This is a genomic window from Siccirubricoccus soli (assembly GCF_024178315.1).
GTDB lineage: Bacteria > Pseudomonadota > Alphaproteobacteria > Acetobacterales > Acetobacteraceae > Siccirubricoccus > Siccirubricoccus soli.
Genome location: NZ_JAMZIK010000059.1, coordinates 12,783 through 29,270 on the forward strand (window position 1 = coordinate 12,783; position 16,488 = coordinate 29,270).

Annotated in this window: 13 protein-coding genes and 1 other RNA gene; 8 read left to right on the forward strand and 6 right to left on the reverse strand. The window is 71.7% G+C overall.

Annotated elements, in window-relative coordinates:
* Nucleotides 1-25: 25 nt before the first annotated feature.
* Together atpA and atpH are read right to left on the reverse strand one after the other, a co-directional pair.
* A complete protein-coding gene (atpA, locus tag NJ376_RS09860; RefSeq protein ID WP_252953077.1) occupies nt 26-1,561 on the reverse strand; it encodes a F0F1 ATP synthase subunit alpha in 1,536 nt (511 codons plus the stop codon).
* Nucleotides 1,561-2,163, reverse strand: coding sequence for an ATP synthase F1 subunit delta (gene atpH, locus NJ376_RS09865; protein WP_252953078.1), 603 nt, complete (start codon nt 2,161-2,163; stop codon nt 1,561-1,563). The genes atpA and atpH overlap by 1 nt, the downstream gene beginning before the upstream one ends.
* 284 nt (nt 2,164-2,447) lie before the next feature.
* Between atpH and NJ376_RS09870 the strand changes: the two genes are divergently transcribed.
* Entirely contained in the window at nt 2,448-3,647 is a 1,200-nt protein-coding gene (locus tag NJ376_RS09870) for an MFS transporter (RefSeq protein ID WP_252953079.1), read from the forward strand.
* Here the strand turns inward: NJ376_RS09870 and NJ376_RS09875 are convergent.
* Nucleotides 3,631-4,104 carry a DUF29 domain-containing protein gene (locus NJ376_RS09875; protein ID WP_252953080.1) on the reverse strand — a complete coding sequence of 158 codons (474 nt, stop codon included), beginning with the start codon at nt 4,102-4,104 and terminating at the stop codon, nt 3,631-3,633. The two genes, NJ376_RS09870 and NJ376_RS09875, sit on opposite strands and share 17 nt — an antisense overlap.
* Before the next feature lie 203 nt (nt 4,105-4,307).
* Nucleotides 4,308-6,545 (reverse strand): primosomal protein N', encoded by a 2,238-nt coding sequence (locus NJ376_RS09880; protein ID WP_252953081.1) that lies wholly within the window; start codon nt 6,543-6,545, stop codon nt 4,308-4,310.
* A 107-nt stretch (nt 6,546-6,652) separates the two neighbouring features.
* Between NJ376_RS09880 and fsa the strand changes: the two genes are divergently transcribed.
* The 6 genes from fsa (at nt 6,653) to NJ376_RS09910 (ending at nt 14,993) form a co-directional block, all read left to right on the forward strand.
* Complete coding sequence (fsa, locus tag NJ376_RS09885) at nt 6,653-7,297, forward strand: fructose-6-phosphate aldolase (RefSeq protein WP_456309181.1); 645 nt, start codon at nt 6,653-6,655, stop codon at nt 7,295-7,297.
* 2 nt (nt 7,298-7,299) lie between these two features.
* The gene (locus tag NJ376_RS09890) at nt 7,300-7,977 is read left to right on the forward strand and encodes a DUF484 family protein (protein ID WP_252953083.1); all 678 of its coding nucleotides are present in this window, start codon (nt 7,300-7,302) and stop codon (nt 7,975-7,977) included.
* 204 nt (nt 7,978-8,181) lie between these two features.
* Nucleotides 8,182-9,114, forward strand: coding sequence for a tyrosine recombinase XerC (locus NJ376_RS09895; protein ID WP_252953084.1), 933 nt, complete (start codon nt 8,182-8,184; stop codon nt 9,112-9,114).
* Between the two features lie 198 nt (nt 9,115-9,312).
* Complete coding sequence (locus tag NJ376_RS09900) at nt 9,313-9,549, forward strand: zinc-finger domain-containing protein (protein ID WP_252953085.1); 237 nt, start codon at nt 9,313-9,315, stop codon at nt 9,547-9,549.
* Nucleotides 9,509-12,499: a DNA polymerase I gene (polA, locus tag NJ376_RS09905; RefSeq protein WP_252953086.1), complete on the forward strand. Its 2,991-nt coding sequence runs from the start codon at nt 9,509-9,511 to the stop codon at nt 12,497-12,499. Before NJ376_RS09900 ends, polA begins: the two co-directional genes overlap by 41 nt.
* A 259-nt stretch (nt 12,500-12,758) precedes the next feature.
* A complete protein-coding gene (locus NJ376_RS09910) occupies nt 12,759-14,993 on the forward strand; it encodes a hybrid sensor histidine kinase/response regulator (RefSeq protein WP_252953087.1) in 2,235 nt (744 codons plus the stop codon).
* Here NJ376_RS09910 and NJ376_RS09915 read toward each other — a convergent pair.
* Both NJ376_RS09915 and nudC read right to left on the reverse strand, forming a co-directional pair.
* Nucleotides 14,980-15,264 carry a phosphoribosylamine--glycine ligase gene (locus NJ376_RS09915; protein ID WP_252953088.1) on the reverse strand — a complete coding sequence of 95 codons (285 nt, stop codon included), beginning with the start codon at nt 15,262-15,264 and terminating at the stop codon, nt 14,980-14,982. The genes NJ376_RS09910 and NJ376_RS09915 overlap by 14 nt on opposite strands.
* Nucleotides 15,261-16,187, reverse strand: a complete 927-nt coding sequence (gene nudC / locus NJ376_RS09920) for an NAD(+) diphosphatase (protein WP_252953089.1) — start codon at nt 16,185-16,187, stop codon at nt 15,261-15,263. The genes NJ376_RS09915 and nudC overlap by 4 nt, the downstream gene beginning before the upstream one ends.
* 167 nt (nt 16,188-16,354) lie before the next feature.
* Here nudC and ffs point away from each other — a divergent pair.
* Nucleotides 16,355-16,453: signal recognition particle sRNA small type (ffs, locus tag NJ376_RS09925), an RNA gene on the forward strand.
* Nucleotides 16,454-16,488 lie beyond the last annotated feature (35 nt).

Consider the following 16,488-nt stretch of genomic DNA (forward strand, 5'->3'; position numbering starts at 1 on the left):
GGCCGCTACCCCCCTGGCTTGGGCCTCAGGCCGCGAAGGACTTGGCGAAGCCGTCGAGGAAGGCGACGAGCTTGGCCTCGGTCTCCTTCTTGATCTCGCGGTCGGTGCGGATCGCCTCGAGGATCGCCGGCTGGCTGGCCTTCAGCTCGGAGAGCATCTGCCGCTCGAAAGGCCCGACCGCCGAGACCGGCAGCTTGTCCAGATAGCCGCGGGTGCCGGCGAACAGGGAGACGACCTGCTCCTCCACCGGCACCGGCTTGAACTGCGGCTGCTTCAGCAGCTCCGTCAGCCGGGCGCCGCGGGCCAGCAGCGCCTGGGTGGAGGCGTCGAGGTCCGAGGAGAACTGCGCGAAGGCCGCCATCTCGCGGTACTGCGCCAGCTCCAGCTTGATGCGGCCGGCCACCTGCTTCATCGCCTTGATCTGCGCGGCGGAGCCGACGCGGGAGACGCTGAGGCCGACATTCACCGCCGGGCGGATGCCCTTGAAGAACAGCTCGGTCTCCAGGAAGATCTGGCCGTCCGTGATGGAGATCACGTTGGTCGGGATGTAGGCGGAGACGTCACCGGCCTGGGTCTCGATCACCGGCAGGGCGGTCAGCGAGCCATTGCCGAAATCGTCGTTCATCTTCGCCGCCCGCTCCAGCAGGCGCGAGTGCAGGTAGAAGACGTCACCCGGATAGGCCTCGCGCCCCGGCGGGCGGCGCAGCAGCAGGGACATCTGGCGGTAGGCGACGGCCTGCTTGGACAGGTCATCGTAGAAAATGACCGCGTGCATGGCGTTGTCGCGGAAGAACTCGCCCATGGCGCAGCCGGTGTAGGGCGCCAGGAACTGCATCGGCGCCGGGTCGGAGGCGGTGGCGGCGACGATGATGGAGTATTCGAGCGCGCCGCTCTCCTCCAGCTGCTTCACCAGCTGGGCGACGGTGGAGCGCTTCTGGCCGACCGCGACATAGATGCAGTAGAGCTTCTTGCTCTCGTCGGTGCCGGCGTTGATCGGCTTCTGGTTGATGATCGTGTCCACGATCACCGCGGTCTTGCCGGTCTGGCGATCGCCGATGATCAGCTCGCGCTGGCCGCGGCCGATCGGGATCAGGGCGTCGATCGCCTTGATGCCGGTCTGCATCGGCTCATGCACCGACTTGCGCGGGATGATGCCGGGCGCCTTCACCTCGACGCGGGTGCGCGTCACGTCGGTCAGCGGGCCCTTGCCGTCGATCGGGTTGCCGAGGCCGTCCACGACGCGGCCGAGCAGGCCCTTGCCGACCGGCACGTCCACGATGGCGCCGGTGCGCTGCACCGTGTCGCCTTCCTTCACCTCACGGTCGGAGCCGAAGATCACGATGCCGACATTGTCGGATTCGAGGTTCAGCGCCATGCCGCGCACGCCGGCGGCGGGGAATTCCACCAGCTCGCCGGCCATGACGTTCTGCAGGCCGTAGACGCGGGCGATGCCGTCGCCGACCGTCAGCACGGTGCCGACTTCCGCGACATTCGCCTCGGTGTCGAAGCCCGCGATCTGCTGCTTCAGGATCTCCGAGATCTCGGCGGGACGGATGTCCATCAGGCGGCCCCCTTCATGGCGAACTGCAGGCGCTGCAGCTTGGATTTGATGCTGTTGTCGTAGAGGCGGGAGCCGATCCGGACGATCAGCCCGCCGAGGATGGCGGGATCCACCCGCTCCACGAGCTTCACGCCGGAGAAGCCGGCCTCGGTGAGGCGGGCGGCGATCTGCGCCCGCTGCGTATCGGTCAGCGCATGCGCGCTGGTGACCTCGGCCACCTGCTGGCCACGGCGCGCGGCGAGCTCCGCGCCGAAGGCGGCGGCGACGTCCGGCAGCTTGGAGAGGCGGCGGTTGTGGATCAGCACGCCGACCAGGTTGCGCACCTCGGCCCCGATCCCGGCGCGGTCGAGCACCGCGAAGGCGCCCTTGCGCTGGGCGGCGGCGTCGAGGCGCGGATCGGCGATGAAGGCGTGGAAGCCCCGGTCCTCCGCCGCCAGCGCGGCGACCTTTTCCAGATCGGCGGCGATGCGGTCCAGCGCGCCGGGGTCGGCCTTGCGCCGGTCATCGGCAAGGGCGAGCAGGGCCAGCGCATAGCGGGCGGCCAGCCCGGTGGGGTTCGGCGCCTTGGGCGAGGCGGAAACGGCGGTTTCGGTGGCGGCCACGGGCAGTCCCGGTTCTGTTGCGTGGTGGCCCGCGCCCGCACGGAGGCGCGAACGCAGCGCCGCGCCGGGGTCAACCGAATGCGGCGGCGCGGGATTACCATGGGGTTCACAGCCTAGCAATCCGGCCCGGCGCGCCCATGGCGCGGCGCGCCGCCGGCCCTCCGCGGCTCGCAGCGGGCGGCCTCCAGGGCCCGCGTCCCGGGCCGGCCATCGCCTGGCGCTGGGCGGATTCCACCAGCCGGGGCTTTGTCCTAGGCTCGCCGCGGCGGATCGCCGGGGGCAGCGTGGCCGGAAGCTTCTATGGCTGGCGGGTGGTGGCGGCTGCCTTCACCCTGGCGATGTTGAGCTGGGGCATCAATTTCTACGGCCCTTCGGTGTTCCTGCATGCGCTGCAGGCGCGGGAGGGCTGGCCGGCTTCCTGGATCGCCGCCGCCATCACCCTGCACTACCTGGCCAGCGCCGCGCTGGTGACGCGGCTGCCGGCGCTACTGGCCCGATTCGGCCCCGTGCCGGTGATCCGGGCCGGGCTGCTGGCCATGGCGCTCGGCACTGCAGCCTGGGGGGCGGCGGACAGGCCCTGGATGCTGGTGCCGGCGGCGCTGCTGACGGCCTGCGGCTGGGCGGTGACCAGCGGCGCCGCCATCAATGCCCTGGTCGCCCCCTGGTTCGAGCAGCGGCGGCCGGCGGCGCTGGCCATGGCCTATAACGGCGCCAGCATGGGCGGCGTGTTGTTCACTCCGCTTTGGGCCCTGCTGATCGCCGGTTTCGGATTCGCAGGGGCGGGGCTGGCGGTGGCGGGGCTGGTGCTGGCGGTCGGCTGGCCCATGGCGGGGCGGTATTTCGGCCAGACCCCGGCGCGGCTCGGCCTGTTCCCGGATGGCGCGGCAGGGCCGCCAACGCCGCGCCCAATGCCGTCCCCCGCGGGCCCGCTCTGGCGGCAGGCGGGGTTCGTCACCCTCTCACTGGCCTTCGCATTCGGGCTGACGGCGCAGATCGGGCTGCTGACCACACTCTTCTCCATCCTGGCGCCGGCGCTCGGGACCGAAGGGGCCGGGCTGGCGATGAGCCTTGCCACCGCCTGCGCCGTGCTGGGACGGACGCTGGTGGGGGTGGCGCTGCCGCCGGGGATGGACCGGCGGCTGGCCGGGGTGGCGAATTTCCTGCTGCAGGCGGTGGGTTCGGGGCTGCTGGTGCTGGCGGCGGGCGCCTCCCCGCCCCTGCTGCTGGCGGGGGTGATGCTGTTCGGCTTCGGGATCGGCAACCTGCTTTCCCTGCCGCCGCTGATCGCGCAGCGGGAATGGCCGCCGGCGCAGGTGGCCGCCGTGGTGGCGCTGGTGACGGCGGTGAACCAGGCCTTCTACGCCTTCGGGCCGGCCGCCTTCGGCACGGCGCTGGAAGCCTGGGGCCCGGCCGCGCCGCCGGCCCTGGCGGGGGTGATCCAGCTCCTGGCGGCGGCGGTGCTGGCGGTCAGGCGGCGCGGATGAGATCGAGCAGGTCGGTGGTGCCGAATTCCTCGCCCAGCACCAGCGCGGGGTCGAAAGTGAGGCTCTCCGGCAGGGACAGGGGCGGCGTGCCCCGCATCGGCGTCTTGCGGAGCTGTCTCAGCGCCCGCCGGTAGAGCACGGCACCGTCGATATGCTGCCGCATGCCGGGTTCGAAGCGGGTCTGGGCCTGGGTGAGGAAATTGGCGATCTCCGCCTCCCAGTGCTGGACCGCCGGATGCTCCTCCGGCCAGGCCGTCACCTTCAGGGCGTGCAGGATGGCCATCACAAGGAAGGATTCGACCCCGGCAAGCTGGCTCTTGCCCAAATCCTCCACCTCCTCGATCACATGCGCCCAGTCGACGTCGTTCACCCGTTCCCCGGCCGCGACGCGGCGGAGACGGTCGGCCTGGGCGCGGGACCAGGCGAGGATGTCGGTATGGTAGAGGTCGTCAGGCATCGGCCCGCAAATATAGTGCGTGGTCCGCACATGCCGCACTGAAACTTTCGCGGTTCGGCGGCGCGGCGTGCAGCCCGGGCGCACGCCGCCGAACCGCAGCGGCCGCTGCCCCGCCGCAGCTTTGCCGCGACGGGCTGTGCGAAACCCGGGAGTTGCAGCGCCTCCGCCCCTCCCCATCGAGCCACGCAGCGGCTTGACGGGATCTAGAGAAAGGCCACCGGGTCCACATCCACCTGCACGCGGACGCTGTTCGGCACCTCGACGCGCGCCAGCCATTCCCGCAGCAGCGGCTGCACTGCGATGTCCCGCCTCGTCTTCAGCAACAGCCGCCGGCGGTGCCGGCCGCGCAGCAGGGCGAGCGGCGCGGGGGCCGGGCCCAGCACCTGCACCCCCTCCCCGCCCGGTGCCGCCAAGCCGAGGTCGCGCGCCGTCCGGTCCGCCTCCCGCTCATCCTCGGAGCTGACGATCAGCGCCGCCAGCCGGCCGAAGGGCGGCCAGTGGCCGGGGCGGCGCATCGCCGCCTCCTCCGCCATGAAGGCGTCGAGGTCGCCGGAGACCAGCGCCTTCATCACCGGATGCTCCGGCGAATAGCTCTGCAGCAGTACCCGGCCCGGCGCCTCCGCCCGCCCGGCGCGGCCCGCCACCTGATGCAGCAGTTGCACCGTCCGCTCCGCCGCCCGCAGATCGCCCCCCGCCAGGCCGAGATCGGCATCCACCACCCCCACCAGGGTCAGATGCGGGAAATGCCAGCCCTTGGCGACGATTTGGGTGCCGATGATGAGGTCCACGGCGCGGTCCTGGATGGCCTGCGCCGCTGCCGCGGCGGCGGCCGGACCGGGCATGGTGTCGGAGGCCATGACGATGCGCCGTGCCTCCGGCCACAGACTGGCAACCTCCTCCTGCACACGCTCCACCCCAGGGCCGACGGCCGTCAGGCTGTGGGCGCTGCCGCATTCGGGGCATTCGGCGGGTGGGGATTCGGCATGACCGCAATGGTGGCATTGCAGGCGGCGCTGGGCGCGATGCTCCACGAGCCAGGCGGTGCAGTTCGGGCAGCGCAGCCGGTGGCCGCAATGCCGGCAGAGCGTCAGCGGCGCATAGCCGCGGCGATTGAGGAAGAGCATCGCCTGCTCTCCGCGCCCCAGCGCCGCCTCCACCGCCGCGATCAGCGGCGGGGAGAGGAAGCGGCCTCGCTCCGGCGGCGCCTCCCGCAAATCGATCATCGCCACCTCGGGCAGGGTGGCGCCGCCATGCCGGCGTGGCAGGTGCAGGGCGTGGTAGCGCCCGGTCTGGGCGTTGGTCAGGGTCTCGAGGCTCGGCGTGGCGGAGACCAGCACGCAAGCCGCCTCGGCCAGCCGGGCGCGGACCACCGCCATGTCGCGGGCGTGATAGACCACGCCATCCTCCTGCTTGAACGCCGTCTCGTGCTCCTCATCCACCACGATAAGGCCGAGATCGGGGAAGGGCAGGAAGAGCGCGGAGCGGGCACCGACCACGACCGGCGCCTGGCCCTCTGCCACCGCCCGCCAGGTCTCCCGCCGCGTCCTGCCGCCCACCTCGGAATGCCAGAGGGCGGGGGCGACGCCGAAGCGGGCGCGGAACCGGTCCAGCCACTGGGCGGAAAGCGCGATCTCCGGCAGCAGCACCAGCGCCTGGCGGCCCTGACGGAGACATTCGGCGACGGCATCCAGATAGACCTCGGTCTTGCCGGAGCCGGTGACGCCGGTAAGCAGCGTCACGCTGAAGGCCCGTGCGGCGGCGCGGGCGCTGAGGGCGCTGGCCGCCGCCGCCTGCTCCGGCCCCAGCGCCGGGCCGGGATGCTCGGGGTCCGGCCGGGCGAAGCGGCTGGCCAGCGGCAGCAGGGCGGGGCGCAGCAGCCCCGCTTCCGCCATGCCGCGCAGGACCCCGGTGGAGACCTTGGCGGCCTCGGCGATGCGGGCGCCGGCCATGGGCTCGCCAGGGCGCATGACGGCCAGGACCCGGGCCCGCTCCGGAGTAATACGAGGTTGGCTGTTGCCTCCCGGTCCGGCGAGGATCCAGCCGGCCTGCGGCGTTGGCGGTTCCAGCGCGGCCGGCACGCTCATCGCCATGCGCAGCACGGCGCCGGGCGGGCTAAGCGTGTAGGCCGCGACCCAGTCGATGAAGCGCCTGAGGCTCGGCGTCATGGGCGGAACGGGGAGGGTGGCGGTGACGGGACGGAGACGATGATCCGGAACCGGCACGATATCTTGTTCCGGAGACGAATCCCACACGACTCCGATCATGTCTCTTTGGTTGAGTGGAACGGCGACAAAATCGCCACTTTTGAGTGACAGGGGAACCGAACTGCGATAGTCGTATGCACCCGCAAGTGGCAGTGGCAGGAGCACCTTGACGCGTGGCGAAATGGCAACGCCTGGCGTGTCCCTTTTACCGCAGTGCTTTCCTGTCCCCTCAGACATGAGCTATCCTGCCTAGAACAAAACTGAAACGATCGATCAGTGACCCTCCTGCCCGAAGAGCCCTGCGGGCACCCGGCCAAAGGACTGCGTAGGCGATGAAATTCTTCGTGGACACCGCAGATGTCGCGGACATCCGGGCGCTGGCGGAAACCGGGCTGGTGGACGGCGTGACCACCAATCCGAGCCTGATCGCCAAGTCCGGCCGCAAGATGGCCGAGGTGATCGCCGAGATCTGCGCCCTCACTCCGGGCCCGGTCTCGGCCGAGGTGACGGCCACCGAATACGAGCAGATGCTGGCCGAGGGCCGGTACCTGCGCGGCATCGCCTCCAACGTCGCGGTGAAGGTGCCGCTGACCGAGGCCGGGCTGCGCACCTGCCGGGCGCTCTCGGAGGAAGGCACGCTGGTCAATGTCACCCTCTGCTTCTCCCCGGCCCAGGCGCTGCTGGCGGCGAAGGCGGGGGCGGCCTTCATCTCCCCCTTCGTCGGCCGGCTGGACGATATCGCCACCGATGGCATGCAGCTCATCGCCGACATCGTGAAAATATACCGCAACTACCCCCACTTTAAGACAGAAGTCCTGGTGGCGTCCATTCGCCACCCGATGCATCTGGTCGAAGCCGCCAAGCTCGGCGCCGGGGTTGCCACCCTGCCGCCCGCGGTCATCCGCCAGCTCCTCAAGCACCCGCTGACGGATCGGGGGCTTGAGGCCTTCCTGGCCGATTGGCGCAAGACCGGCCAGAGCATCCTGTAACCATGCCCCTCTCCGAAGCCTCGCTGCTGCCCGTTCAACCTGAAACGGGTCAGCCGACCGCCCAGGCGGTTGCCGACTTCCTCCTCAGCCACCCCGAATTCCTGGCCGAGCGGCCGGAGCTCTACCGGGTGCTGGAGCCGCCGAAGCGGGTGCATGGCGAGCGCCTGGCGGACCACATGGCCGCCATGCTCTTCGCCGAGCGCCGCCGGGTGCGCAGCCTGGAGGCGGAGGTGGATGCCGCCGTCACCGCCGGACGGGCGGGCCATGGCCTCACCATCCGCGTCCGCCTCGCCGTGCTGGCGCTGATGCGCAGCACGGATGTGGTGGATACGGTGACGCAGGAACTGCCGGCGCTGCTCGGCATCGAGACCTGCACGCTGATGAGCGAGAAGCCGGACCGCCGCGGCATCCTGCCGCTGACCCGCGGCACCGTCTCCCGCCTGCTGCCACCGGGGCGGGATGCGGTGGTGCGCGCCACCCCGGCCGGAGAGGCGGAGCTGCTGCACCAGGAGGCCGCCGCGCTGGTCTGCCGGGACGCGCTGGTGCGGGTGCCGATCTGGACGGGCTACCCGACCCTGCTGACCCTCGGCGCCCGGGATGCCGCGGCGCTGCCGGCGCGGCAGGCCATCGCCACCCTGGCCTTCCTCGGCCGTGCCGTCGCGGCGGCGCTGGCCCGCTGATATTCCCCACGACGTTGCTGCGCAACGCCATGGGGGGCCCCGGTTCCGCTGTCTTCCTTCAATCCGGCACAGCCTGGGGCGGCAAAGCCGCGACAGGCCCCGGGCGGCGCGGTCTGAAGGCCCATGCCTGCGCCCGGCCTTGGTGCTGGACAGGCCGGGGCGGGTCGGGAAGTCTGGCGGCCGCATGATCCGAAGCATCCGCCCATGACCGGCGCCGAAGCCCGGGCCCGCTACCTGGACTGGCTGGCGCGGGAGCGCCGGGCCGCCGCCAATACCGTCGAGGCCTATGGCCGCGACATCGGCGATTTCCTCGCCTTCCTTGCCGGCCATCTGGGAGAGGAGCCGGATGCTGCGGCGCTGGCGAGCCTGCGCGCCGCCGACCTCCGCGGCTTCCTCGCCGCCCGCAGCGCGGAAGGCGCAGGCCCGGCCACCAGGGCACGGCAGCTCGCCGCCATCCGTAGCTTCCTCCGCCATCTCGGCCGCAGCCAGGACCTGCCGGTGCCGGCGCTGGGCGGGTTGCGCGGGCCGCGGCTGAAGCCGCCCATCCCGCGCGCCCTCACCCCCGGCCAGGCGAAGGAGGTGGCAGCCCGGACCGGCCAGGTGCACGATCCTCGCCATGCCGAGGCGCCGGCCGAGCAGGCGGCGCGCGACACCGCCCTCTTCACCCTGCTCTATGGCTGCGGCCTCCGCATCGGCGAGGCGCTGGCGCTCAATGTGGGCGACGCGCCCCTGCCGGGCAGCGAGGCCAGCCTGCGGGTCCTCGGCAAGGGTTCCAAGCCACGGCTGGTGCCGGTGCTGCCGGCGGTGCGCGAGGCGATCGCCGCCTATCTCGCGCTCCGCCCCGGCGCCCGGCCGGAGGAGCCGCTGTTCCGCGGCGCCCGCGGCGCCCGGCTGGACCCGGCGGTGGCGCAGAAATCGCTGCGCACCTATCGCCGCCTGGCCGGGCTGCCGGAACACGCGACGCCGCATGCGCTGCGGCACTCCTTCGCCACCCACCTGCTGGGCGGCGGCGCCGACCTCCGCAGCATCCAGGAGCTGCTGGGCCATGCCAGCCTCTCCACCACCCAGCGCTACACGGTGGTGGATGCGGCGGCGCTGCTGGACACCTGGCGGAAGGCGCATCCGCGGGCGGATTGACCAGGGGCTCCGCCCCTGGACCCGGGCAGAAGGCGCGTCGCGGGCAGTGCCCGCAACCCTGCACCTCCGCCGGGGCCAGGACCCGACACCGGACCCCGGACCCCGGTCTGAGTCTGGAAGCACGCGCCTGCACTCTGGCCGGGGCGGGCCGCCCCCGGTAAACTGGGGCGCATACCAGGACATTCCACGAGGAGCGCGATGCGCGACGCCAAGCAGACCGGCTACGCGCCGAAGCCCACCCCCGGCGTCACCCCGTCCCAGCGGATCGAGGTGACCAGCCGCAGGATCCCCTGCGACGGGGAAATCGGCGTCGGCGGCCTGGGGCACCCCCGCATCTGGCTGAAGATCGCCGAAGGGGAGAGCGAGGTCTGTTGCCCCTATTGCTCCATCACCTATGTCCTGCAGCCGGGCAGCGGCGGAGGCGACCATCACTGAGGGCGCCGCGCCCCCCGCGGAGCAGCCCGCGCCCGCCGCCGCGGAACTGCCCGGGCCGCCCGAGGCCGGGCGCAATCGGGGGACCGCCCTGGCCGATGCCGTGGCCTCGCCCGAGGCGGTGCCGGTGACGCCGCCCGGGGCGAAGCACCTCGTCCTGATCGACGGCTCCGGCTACATCTTCCGCGCCTTCCATGCCCTGCCGCCGATGACGCGGCCGGACGGCACGCCGGTGAACGCCGTCTTCGGCTTCACCCAGATGCTCTCCCGCTTCCTGACCGAGCATCGCGGCAGCCACCTGGCCGTGGTCTTCGACCCCAGCCGCGTCACCTTCCGCAACGAGATCTACCCTGACTACAAGGCCCACCGGCCCGACCCGCCGGAGGAGCTGATCCCGCAATTCGCCCTGATCCGGGAAGCGACCGCCGCCTTCGGCGTCGCCTGCATCGAGCAGCCGGGCTTCGAGGCGGACGACATGATCGCCACCTATGCGCGGGAATTCGCCGCCGCGGGCGGCGAGGTGACGATCGTCTCCTCCGACAAGGACCTGATGCAGCTGGTCCGCCCCGGCGTGCGGATGCTGGACCCGATCAAGCAGAAGCCGATCGGCGAGGCCGAGGTCGTCGAGAAATTCGGCGTGCCGCCGGAGAAGGTGGTGGAGGTGCAGGCGCTGATCGGCGATCCGGTGGACAACGTCCCCGGCGTGCCGAAGATCGGCCCGAAGACCGCCGCCGAGCTGATCCAGACCTATGGCGACCTGGAAAGCGTGCTGGCCAACACGGCGAAGATCAAGCAGCCGATGCGGCGCCAGAACCTCGAGCAATATGCCGAGCAGGCGCGGCTCTCGAAGCGGCTGGTGCAGCTCGTCGCCGATGCGCCGCTGACGCTCGAGGTCGAGGCGCTGGCGGTGAAGCCGCCGGAGCCGGCACGGCTTTCGAGCTTCCTGGCGGAGCAGGGATTCCGCAGCGTCCTCGCCCGCATGGGCCTCGGCGAGGCGGCGGGCGATGCCGGGACGCGGGCGGCGCGCCAAGCGGCGGTCGCCGCGGCCCAGGCCGCCCAGGTGGTGCAGCCCGTCGCCCCCTCCCCCGGTCAGGCGCCCTTCGGCGACTACGCCACCGTCACCACGATGGAGGCGCTTGCGGCCTGGATCGCCGAAGGCTTCGCCGCCGGAATCATCGGCCTGGACACCGAGACCGACAGCCTGGATGCGCTGAAGGCCAACCTGGTTGGCGTCTGCCTCGCCACTGCGCCGGGCCGCGCCTGCTACATCCCGCTGCGGCATGTCACCGCCGGCGGCGGCCAGGGCGACATGCTCGCCGCGCCCGCCGAGGCGCCGCAGCAGATTCCCTTCGTGCAGGCGATGGACGCGCTGCGGCCGCTGCTGACCGATCCCGGCGTGCTGAAGGTGCTGCAGCACGCGAAATACGATCTGGAAGTGCTCGCCCGACCGGAGAATGGCGGCATCGCCGTCAGCCCGGTGGATGACACCATGCTGATCTCCTACGCCATGGCGGCGGGGAAGCATGGCCATGGCATGGATGAGCTCTCCGTCCTCCATCTGGACCACAAGCCGGTCAGCTTCGATTCGGTGACCGGTACCGGCCGCGCCCGCATCCCCTTCTCCCAGGTGCCGCTGGACAAGGCCACCGCCTATGCGGCGGAGGATGCGGATGTGACGCTGCGCCTCTGGCACATCCTGCGGCCGAAGCTGCGGGAGGAGCAGGCCCTCGCCCTCTATGAGCAGGTGGAGCGCCGCATGGTCGGCGTGCTGCGCGACATGGAGGTGGCGGGCATCAAGGTGGACGGCACGGAGCTGGCCCGCATCGGCGAGGATTTCTCCCAGCGCATGGCGGCGCTGGAGCAGGAGATCCACGCCCTGGCCGGCCGCCCCTTCAATGTGGGCTCGCCGAAGCAACTGGGAGAAATCCTGTTCGACGAGATGAAGCTGCCGGGCGGCCGCCGCAGCAAGGCGACCGGCGCCTGGGGCACCGATGCCAGCGTGCTGGAGGATCTCGCCGCCCAGGGCATCCCCCTGCCGCGCAAGGTGCTGGACTGGCGCCAGCTGGCGAAGCTGAAGAGCACCTATGTGGAGGGGCTGGCCGCGGCCCTCGACCCGCGCACCGGCCGCGTCCACACCGATTTCTCCATGGCCAACACCAGCACGGGGCGGCTCGCCTCCACCGAGCCGAACCTGCAGAACATCCCGATCCGCACCGAGGAAGGGGTGAAGATCCGCCGCGCCTTCGTGGCGGAGCCCGGCCATGTGCTGCTGGCCGCCGACTACTCGCAGATCGAGCTGCGCCTGCTGGCGCATCTCGCTGACGTGCCGGCGCTGCGGGAGGCCTTCGCGACCGGCCAGGACATCCACAGCCGCACCGCCGCGGACATCTTCCGACTGGCGCCGGATGCGGTGGACAAGGAGGCGCGGCGCCGCGCCAAGACCATCAATTTCGGCATCATCTACGGCATGTCGGCCTTCGGGCTGGCAGCGCGGCTCGGCATCGGCCCCGGCGAGGCGCGCGGCATCATCGATGCCTATTTCGCGCAATACCCCGGCATCCGGGATGCGATGGAACGGCTGAAGGAGGAGGCACGGCTGCGCGGCTATGTCTCCACCTCCTTCGGCCGCAAGCTTTGGATCCCCGACATCAACGCCAAGGACATGGCGCGCCGGGCGGGAGCGGAGCGCGCCGCCATCAACGCCCCCTTCCAGGGCGGCGCGGCGGAGGTCATCAAGCGCGCCATGGTCCGGCTGCCCCGCGCGCTCGCCGATGCCGGTCTCAAGGCCCGCATGCTGCTGCAGGTGCATGACGAGCTGGTCTTCGAGGTACCGGAGACGGAGGTCGAGCCGACCGGCGCCCTGGTGCGCCAAGTGATGGAAGGCGTTGCGCAGCTTCGCGTGCCGCTCGCCGTCGAGATCGGCACCGGCCATAGCTGGGCGGAGGCGCATTAGGGTGGACCAGCCGGCCCAGGGCCGGTTCCAGGGCAGGCCCTCCCCGGCGGGGTTCGGGCAGTACCGGGCCCGCCACGGGCGCCCGGTGCGACACCGGCGTTACGAATTTCCGCTGCATCGGGCCGCCTGGCAGCGGGGGAGACATTGCCTTCCCGCATGAAAAGCGCGAAGCTCCCAAACCATTACATTATCACGCTAAAATGATCGACGACCAAGCGACCAACCCGCCGTCGTCCGGACCCGTTACGGAAATGTCCTGATGCCGAGGGAACAGGAAGCGAGCCAGCCCATGGTCGGGGGACGCAGCCACTCGTCCGGCGTGCTACAGCACGTGCCGTTCACGCTGCGCATCCTGCTTGTCGCCTCGCTGCTCGTTCCACTTCTCGTCCTGTTCGGCGCCGCCTTCTACGACCATCGGAAATTACAGGAACAGGCCGTCGCCGATGTGGACCGCCAGTCCGCCATCGCCAAGGAGCATGCGCTGAAGGTGGTGGAGACCAGCGCCCTGGTGCTGGACCGCATCGAGGACCGGGTGCGCGGCATGAGCTGGGCACAGATCGACGCGGAAGGCGAATCCATCCAGCGCTGGATGCTCTCGCTCGACGAGAGCGTGGCGCAGATGATCTCGCTGCACCTGGTCCGTCCGGATGGCAGGCTGGCGCTGCTCAGCATCGCCTGGCCGACGCCGGATTTCGACCTCTCCGGCCGGGACTTCTTCGCCCCGCTGCGAGAGGGGGCGGAGGGGTTGGTCTTCGGCCGGCCGCAGCTCTCCCGCCTCACCGGCATCGTCGGCTTCGTCGCGGGGCGGCGCCGCACCACCCCGGATGGCCGGTTCGACGGCGCCGTGATGGGCTCCATCCTGCCCGCCTATTTCCGGGCGCAATGGCAGGCCCTGGATCCGGAGGGCCGGACCGATTTCGCCCTGCTGCGCACCGATGGCCAGATCCTCGCCGCCTACCCTGCCGGTGCCGACGAGCTGTTCGAGGCGCCGGTGCCCGGCGAGGTGCCGGAGATGGTGCGCAACCCGCCGGCCAGCGGCGCGGCCATCGCCCGCTTCGGCAGCCGCGGGGAATGGCTGACCGCCTTCCGCAAGGTGGGGGAGCACGGGCTGGTCGTCTCCGCCACCCGCTCCATGGACCAAGTGGCGGCGGAATGGTGGCGCAACACCGCCTTCACCGCCGCCATCTGCAGCTTCGTCGCCCTGGCGCTGAGCCTGACCACCCTGCTCGCCATCCGCCGCTGGACCTCCGAGCAGCGGATCCAGCAGCGCCTGTTCCAGACCGCGGCCGAGCTGCGCGCCGAGATCGCCCGGCGGGAGGTGGCGGAGGCCGGGCTGATGCAGGCCCAGCGGCTGGAGGCGCTGGGGCGGCTGACCGGCGGCATCGCGCATGACTTCAACAACCTGCTTACCGCCATCCTCGGCACGGTGCACCTGCTGGAACGCCATATCGGCGCCGCGGCGGATGAGCGGGTGAAGAAGCTGCTGGGCGCGGCGCGGGACGCGGTGCAGCGGGGCGCCAAGCTGAATGCCAGCCTGCTGGCCTTCGCCCGGCGCCAGCGCCTGCACACCGAAAGCCTGGACGCGAACGAGCTGGTGCAGGGCTTCGTCCCGCTGATCCAGCGCGCCCTGGGCGAGACCGTGACCCTCTCCCAGGTGCTGGAGGCCGATCTGCCGGCCTGCCGCGCCGATGCCGCGCAGCTCGAGGCGGCCCTGCTCAACCTCGCCATCAATGCGCGGGACGCGATGCCGCGCGGCGGCACCGTCACCCTCACCACCCGGCTGGCGCGGCTGGACCAGGCGCTGCTGATCGGCAATCCGGATGCGCAGCCGGGCGACTACGTCGCCATCTCCCTGCGCGATACCGGCACCGGCATGACGCCGGAGGTGCGGGAGCGCGCCTTCGAGCCCTTCTTCACGACGAAGCCCCAGGGCAAGGGCACCGGCCTCGGCCTCTCCCAGGTCTTCGGCTTCGTGCGCCAGCTCGGCGGCCATGTGGCGATCGACAGCACGCCGGGCGAAGGGGTGGTGGTGACGCTTTATCTGCCGGTGGCGGAGGAGCCGCCGGCCCGGCCGGCAGCGCCGGTGCCGCCGCCGCCGGAGGGCATGCCGAGCCTGGCCCGCGCCTCCATCCTGGTTGTGGAGGATGACGAGCGGGTGCGGGAGGTGGCGGCGGAGACGCTGCGCGATGCCGGCTTTCGCGTGGTGGCGGCGCAGGATGCGCTGGAGGCCATGGCGCTGCTCCGCCGCGGCGAGCAATTCGACGTGCTGTTCAGCGACATCGTCATGCCCGGCGGGATGACGGGCATCGAGCTGGCGCAGCAGGCGACGCGGCTACGGCCGACCCTGCCCGTGCTGCTGGCCACCGGCTTCGCCGGCACGGTGGAAGGCGGCACCGACCACAATTTCGAGGTGATGCCGAAGCCCTATGACCAAGCCGTGCTGGTCCGGCGCATCGCGGAGCTGGCGAAGGCGCGCGGCGTCAGCGTGGCGTGACCGGCTCCACCCCGCCCGGCGCCGGCAGGCCGCGGGCCCGCAGGCAGTCCCGGAAGGCGCGGGCGCGGACGCGGCGGGCCTCCGCTTCCAGCCGCTCCCGGTTGTCCGCCATGGCGGGGTTGGCCTGGGCATAGACCCGGCCGAGCTCCGGGCTGCGCTCCGCCTCGGCGCGGCAGGCGCGCTGCTCCGGCGTCTCCGGCTCCGGCGGCGGGGTGGGTGCGCCGCGGCAGGCCGCCAGCGCCAGGGTCAGGACAAGGGCAAGCCGCCTCATGGATGGGCGATCCAGTCCTCGATCAGCCTCCGGGCGATGGAATCGGCGCGCGGCAGGGCGAAGCCATGCGCCTCCGGATCCCGGCACTGCGTCCGGCTGAACCAGCGGGCGTCGCGCAGCTCCGTCGCGTCGATGACGATCTCCTCGCTCAGCCCCTCGGCATGGAAGCCGAGCATGATGGAGGAGGGAAAGGGCCAGGGCTGGGAGGAATGGTACCAGACCTCCCCCACCTCGATCCCGGCCTCCTCCAGCACCTCGCGCCGCACCGCCTCCTCCAGGCTCTCGCCCGGCTCCACGAAGCCGGCGAGGGTCGAGTACATGGTGGTGTTGGGGAAGCGGGTGGAATGGCCGAGCAGGCAGTAATCGCCGCGGACCACCAGCATGATGACGGCGGGGTCGGTGCGCGGGAAATGCTGCGCCTTGCAGCCGGTGCAGACCATGACATGCCCGGCCGAGCGCGGCTCGCAGCCCGAACCGCAGATGCCGCAGAAGCGGTGCTTGGTGCGCCAATGCATCAGCCCGCGGGCATGGGCGAGGATGCTGGCCTCCCCCGCCGGCAGCAGCCCGGCGACGGCGCGCAGGTCGGTGAAGCTGCCGCTTCCCTCCGGCAGCAGCGGCAGCGGGTCCGCCGCCTCGGAGCAATCCACGGCGAAGACCGGCCGGCCCTCCCACAGGCCAAGGAAGGCCCAGGGCCCGCCCGCCATGCGTAGGGCGGTGGCGGCGGCGCCAGTGACGAGAAGGGCTTCCGGCGTGCCTTCCGCCACCCCCTTCATCAGGCTGCGGCTGCGCCAGACCGGGGCGAAGAGCGTGTCCGGATCGGCGAGGGCGGCGGCGATCCAGTCGGCGTCCTCCCGCTTCAGGGCGGCGCGGTCCAGGGGGCTGCCGGTATAGGCGTTGGGGCGGCTGGCGGGGATCGAGAGCATGCGGGAGCGACCGTGCCACGGGGCCGGGGCGGCGGCAACCGGGGGCGGCGCCCACCGGGCCTTCCCGGCTGCCATGCCGCCGCCGGATGTCACGCGGCCGCTCGTTGCGCGCCCAGGCGCGCGGGGGGCATTGCGCCGGGGCGCGCGCGGCATGATATGGTGCCCTTGGAAGGTCGGCGGTGGACGGACTCCCCGCCAACCCGGTCAGGTCCGGAAGGAAGCAGCCGTAACGGGTTCTCGCCCGGGTCGCTTGTCGGCCTTCCACCCTTTTCGGTGCCCCTCGGCGGGCCTTGTCCTGCAG